This window comes from Romboutsia sp. (assembly GCF_056995035.1).
The window spans coordinates 1-4865 of record NZ_JBXKIW010000087.1 but is presented as its reverse complement, the minus strand read 5'-3'; the positions used below and the strand labels follow the sequence as shown (position 1 = coordinate 4865).

4 protein-coding genes and 1 pseudogene are annotated in these 4865 nt (G+C 25.8%); all 5 read right to left on the bottom strand.

Annotated elements, in window-relative coordinates:
* Positions 1-344 precede the first annotated feature (344 nt).
* Complete coding sequence (locus tag AC11VW_RS14145) at positions 345-1742, bottom strand: HAMP domain-containing sensor histidine kinase (RefSeq protein WP_484302075.1); 1398 nt, start codon at positions 1740-1742, stop codon at positions 345-347.
* Between the two features lies 1 nt (position 1743).
* Complete coding sequence (locus AC11VW_RS14140) at positions 1744-2463, bottom strand: response regulator transcription factor (protein ID WP_484302074.1); 720 nt, start codon at positions 2461-2463, stop codon at positions 1744-1746.
* 167 nt (positions 2464-2630) lie between these two features.
* Entirely contained in the window at positions 2631-3659 is a 1029-nt protein-coding gene (locus AC11VW_RS14135; protein WP_484302073.1) for a hypothetical protein, read from the bottom strand.
* A 14-nt stretch (positions 3660-3673) separates the two neighbouring features.
* Positions 3674-4447 carry an ABC transporter permease gene (locus AC11VW_RS14130; RefSeq protein ID WP_484302072.1) on the bottom strand — a complete coding sequence of 258 codons (774 nt, stop codon included), beginning with the start codon at positions 4445-4447 and terminating at the stop codon, positions 3674-3676.
* A 2-nt stretch (positions 4448-4449) separates the two neighbouring features.
* Positions 4450-4865 (bottom strand): annotated as a pseudogene (locus tag AC11VW_RS14125) (ABC transporter ATP-binding protein); the annotation flags it as partial.

Here is a 4865-nt window from a genome sequence, read left to right as displayed (position 1 = left end):
GCCAGGATCAAACTCTCAAATAAAAGTTTATCTAGGGCTCAGATACTGTTATATATCTGGCTTTATGTTTGGTTGTTTCAAATTCTATAAATTAACCTACTGTTTAATTTTCAAAGTTCATTTTTAACTTTTATTTTTGCCCTTTTCTTAAGGACAAGTATAACTATACCATCTTAAATTAATATCGTCAACACTTTTTTAATTTTTTTATGGATATGTTTTTAAAATATGTTGATATAGTAATACACCACTTTACAATTAATCTCACTTTATTATAATTCATTGCATTAAATAGGTTTATTGATTTAAGGCAAAGTGATGCATTGCTATAGAATTACTTTATTTTATAATACTATCTTAACCACTGTTCCAACACCTATTTCACTACTAACGCTAATATCTCCATCATGAGCATTTACTATTTCCTTTGCAATAGCCATACCAAGTCCAGAGCCTTTGTGTACCTCTCCCGTATTAGTCCCTCTGTAATATCTATCAAATATCTTTTCTAAATCTTCTTTCTTTATTCCTTTACCATTATCTCTTACATATATAGTTGTTTTTTTATCATTTATTATCTCAACTTCAACACTAATATTTTCATCATTATGAATAAGTGCATTATATATAAGATTATTTATAACTCTTTTTATAAGTGTTATATCAGTGTCCTTATTTATAACATCACTCTTACTTATAAACTCTATATTTCTTTGCGAATATTTTGGATCATTTAATATCTCTATAATAGAATCTTTAACTACTCTAACTATATTATCTTCTTTTTTATTTAGCACATTAGCGCTATTTTTAAGTTTCATAGTTAAATTCAAATCATCCACCAATTCTTTAATATACTCCGATTTTTTATTTATAATATTACCATAATCTTTAATTTCATCTCTATCAAAATCATAATCATCACTTAACAACTCAGCATACCCCTTTATAGAAGATAGCGGTGTTTTTATATCATGAGTTATATTAGCTATCCATTCTTGTTTCATCTTATCTATTTTAATTCTTTCGATTTCATTACTTTTTAGGGTGTCTGATAGTCTATTTAATTTTTTATATACAGGTCTATATATACTCTTTTCTCTATAATAAATATCATACTTTCCTTGTTCTAAATTCTCTACTCCATCTATTATTAATTTCATAGGCTTCGTAAGTCTTCTGCTAAATATGTATCCAAACATTAAAGCTATAAGTAAATCTATAACTATAGTAATCATTATAACTTTACCTAATGAATTAATTAGATATCTTGAGTTATACATAATTATATATTTTTCTATATGCTCCTTTGGAAATCCAATCATATATGTATACTCTACATTTCCTATTTTTTTAGATGAAATGAGAACACTATCTGATCCCCCATTATTCAATCCTCCAGCATATTTATATCCATTTACAATATCCATAGGAGTATATTTTTCAGCTAAATATTCTGGTGCCTTATACCTATACACTTCTTTTACATTTTCATCTAATATTTGTATCCATAAATCTTTTTCTTCTAATATTTTTCTTCCATCTTTATTTACATATATATTTCCATCAGTTTTAAATATATATTGCTCAAATAACCTAGCAAATGTTTCTTCTCTTTGTTCATGATTAGGTTGCATCCCACTCATCATAAGCATTAAGAAACCTAGTATATTCAATATGGTAACTATCATTACTACTAAAATTATATTCAGTACATACTTAAATGTTATCTTCCATTTCATATTAATCTTCCTTTACAGTTAGCTTGTATCCAAGTCCTTTTATATTTTTAATATACTTTGGATTTGAAGGTTTGTCCTCTATTTTTTCTCTTAATCTTCTTATATGTACCATTATAGTATTATCAAATCCTATAAAGTCTTCTCCCCAAACTTCATCACAAAATCTTTCTTTGCTTATTATATGCTCTAAATGATTTGCCATATATAAAAACATTTTAAACTCTTTAGGTTTAAGTTCTAAGATCTCACCATTTTTTCTAACCTCAACCTTTTCTTCATCTATTTCAAAAGGTCCAAATACAAATCTTTCTTTAGTTTCTTCTTTATAATTGTTTAGCATAATATTTCTTCTTAAATTTATTTTAACTCTTAAAGCTACTTCCTTGGGGCTGAACGGCTTTGTTATATAGTCATCTGCACCAAGTGCGAGTCCTAATATCCTATCCATTTCTTCTGTTTTTGCTGATAAAAATAATATTGGTACTTGAGATATTTGTCTTATTTCTTTACATACATCATACCCTTCTTTGTCTGGTAACATTATATCTAATAATATTATATCTATACTTTCACTTTTAAATATATCAAGGCCTTTATTTCCAGTTTCTGCTGTAAATATATTTTTAAATCCTTCTTTTTTAAGTACAGTTACCAAAAGATTTAGTATGTCTTTTTCATCATCTATTATTAATATCTTCTTTTCTTTTATAAGCGTTTCCATATTGTACCTCCATTATTATTAATATAATCATTATACCAAAAACTTATTTTTGTAATAACTATAAATTTAAATATAAAAATAAAGCTACCTTAAAATATCAGTATACTCCATATTAATAATATATTAATATGGAGTATACTGATATTTTCGATAGCTTATTTCCTATTTTATTTATCTAATACTCTTTTAAATATATATATAGTAGCTAATATCCCTATGATTAGCATACTTGTTAAATATCCATAATTTAACACGATAGTATCTATAGATTTTCCAAGTATATTTATACTACCTTTATAGATTCCTATAAATTCTTGTGGATACTGAAAAATATCGACGTAATTTGCAGAGCTTAAAATTAGTAATATTGATTTTGGTAAAAATTTAATTAAAGTTAAAACTTTTCCTAATATAATAACTACCGTACTACCTGCAACAGCCCCTACTGAGTTATTAGCTACAAATGAAGCTAAGCTTGAAAATACTGAAATAGTAGTAAATATTATCATCATAGTTACTATATTTATTATTGTATATTGATTTATGCTAATTGAATTTTTTAACATAAAAGGCACATCTGATATTCTATATGCTTGTAAAGTTCCATTGATTGGGCTTCCATACTGAGTAGTTGTTATAAAACATATAATTATTATATATGCTAAATATATTAATATCGGCATAATTATTGATAATAATAACTTAGAATATAAAACTTTATTTTTATTTTTTGAAGATAATATTACAGAATCTACATTTGATAATTTTTCATCTGTATATATATTAGAAAATATTATTACAATTATAGCAGTCATTAGGAAAGAAGATATCATATTGTTTGCTCTATAATTAAATACTTTGTAAAAACTTATGTCTTGATATTTATCTCCATTATCGGCTTTTAATTTTTCCTCAGCCATAACTCCTATTTTTTTAGTAATTTCATCTTTTGAGTTTATATTTTCTTTGTTGCTTATATATTTTAGTGAATTAACTTTTTCATCTAGCTTTTCATTTGCAATTACAATCTTATCCCTATTGTCTTGTATATAATTTCCTTTTTCATCTATATGCGAATTTTCTGTTTCTAAAGTAGGCTTCATAAAACTCGCACTTAAAATTAACAAAGCAAAAATTAATGAGATTGCTATTGAAGATTTACTTTTTATAATTTTTTTTAACTCCCAACGTATCATAGCTCACCTGTCCTTTATCTTTCTTTTGAAAATGCATTTAATGTAAGATTGTAAAGTACTATACTTCCTATTACAGTAACTAACCCAAATACTAAAAATGCATAATTTGGTGCTTTAAATCTTAATATTTGACAACTATACATTCCCCATAAAGGAGTAAGTACTACTATTTTTTTAGGTAAGAATTGGCTTATTCCATAAACCTCAGAGAAATATGGTAATCCCATTATAATTCCACCTACAAAGAAAGGCATTACAGCTTTTTTGCTTATAGATGATAAAAATAATCCTAATTGTGCAAATAAGAATGATCCAGCTATTATAGTTATCGTCATTATAATAAGCATTTGCATAACAGTTATATTTGATTGGCTATTTCCAAAGTACCATAAGTTTTTAATTGGAGTATCTAATCCATCAAATTTAAATTTAGAAAAAGCAGTTGATACCATTACTAATAATATAGAAACATTTATTAAACTTGCAGATATACCATTCGCAATACTCTTAGCTAATACTAATTGTTTTCTTCCGTTCTTAGTTGTTTTTATAAGTTCATCCATATTTGAACTATATTCCACTACATAACTTCCTGCAAATATCATAAATATAGTTATTCCCATTAAAGGTGCTAAACCATAATATTTACTAAATATATCTGCATAAGTTTCAGTTAATGAAAATGGTCTTACACAAATTTTAGCTAAAAGTAATGCCAATACCCAAGTTATAAGAATACTTTTTTTACTTAATATTTTTTTTAATTCTAATTTTATAACTGAACCCATAATTACACCTCCCTAGCATCTTCTAAATCAAAGTAGAACATATACACATCTTCAAATCTTGGTTCTATCATTTTCACATTTTCATGCTTTGGCATAACATCACTTATCAATCTAAGTTCTATATTGTCCACACCTCTTTGTATATTTATTACCTTGTATTGTCTTTGTATATCTAAAACTTCAGTTTCATTTGAAGTCTTTATGCTAAATACTTTTCCTCTCATTCCATCTAATATTTCTCTATGATTTCCTTGTAAAAGTAATTTTCCATCCTTTACCATAATAGTTTCCTTAGCTATAGACTCTATATCTGATATTATGTGAGTTGAAAGTATAACTATAGTTTCCTTGCCTATTTGAGATAATAGATTTCTAAATCTAGTTCTTTCTTGAGGATCAAGTCCTGCTGTTGGTTCAT

Excerpts from the sequence above, each read along its gene's own strand:
- AC11VW_RS14145 (WP_484302075.1), bottom strand. The coding sequence starts at position 1,742 with ATGAAATGGAAGATAACATTTAAGTATGTACTGAATATAATTTTAGTA.
- AC11VW_RS14140 (WP_484302074.1), bottom strand. The coding sequence starts at position 2,463 with ATGGAAACGCTTATAAAAGAAAAGAAGATATTAATAATAGATGATGAA.
- AC11VW_RS14135 (WP_484302073.1), bottom strand. The coding sequence starts at position 3,659 with ATGATACGTTGGGAGTTAAAAAAAATTATAAAAAGTAAATCTTCAATA.
- AC11VW_RS14130 (WP_484302072.1), bottom strand. The coding sequence starts at position 4,447 with ATGGGTTCAGTTATAAAATTAGAATTAAAAAAAATATTAAGTAAAAAA.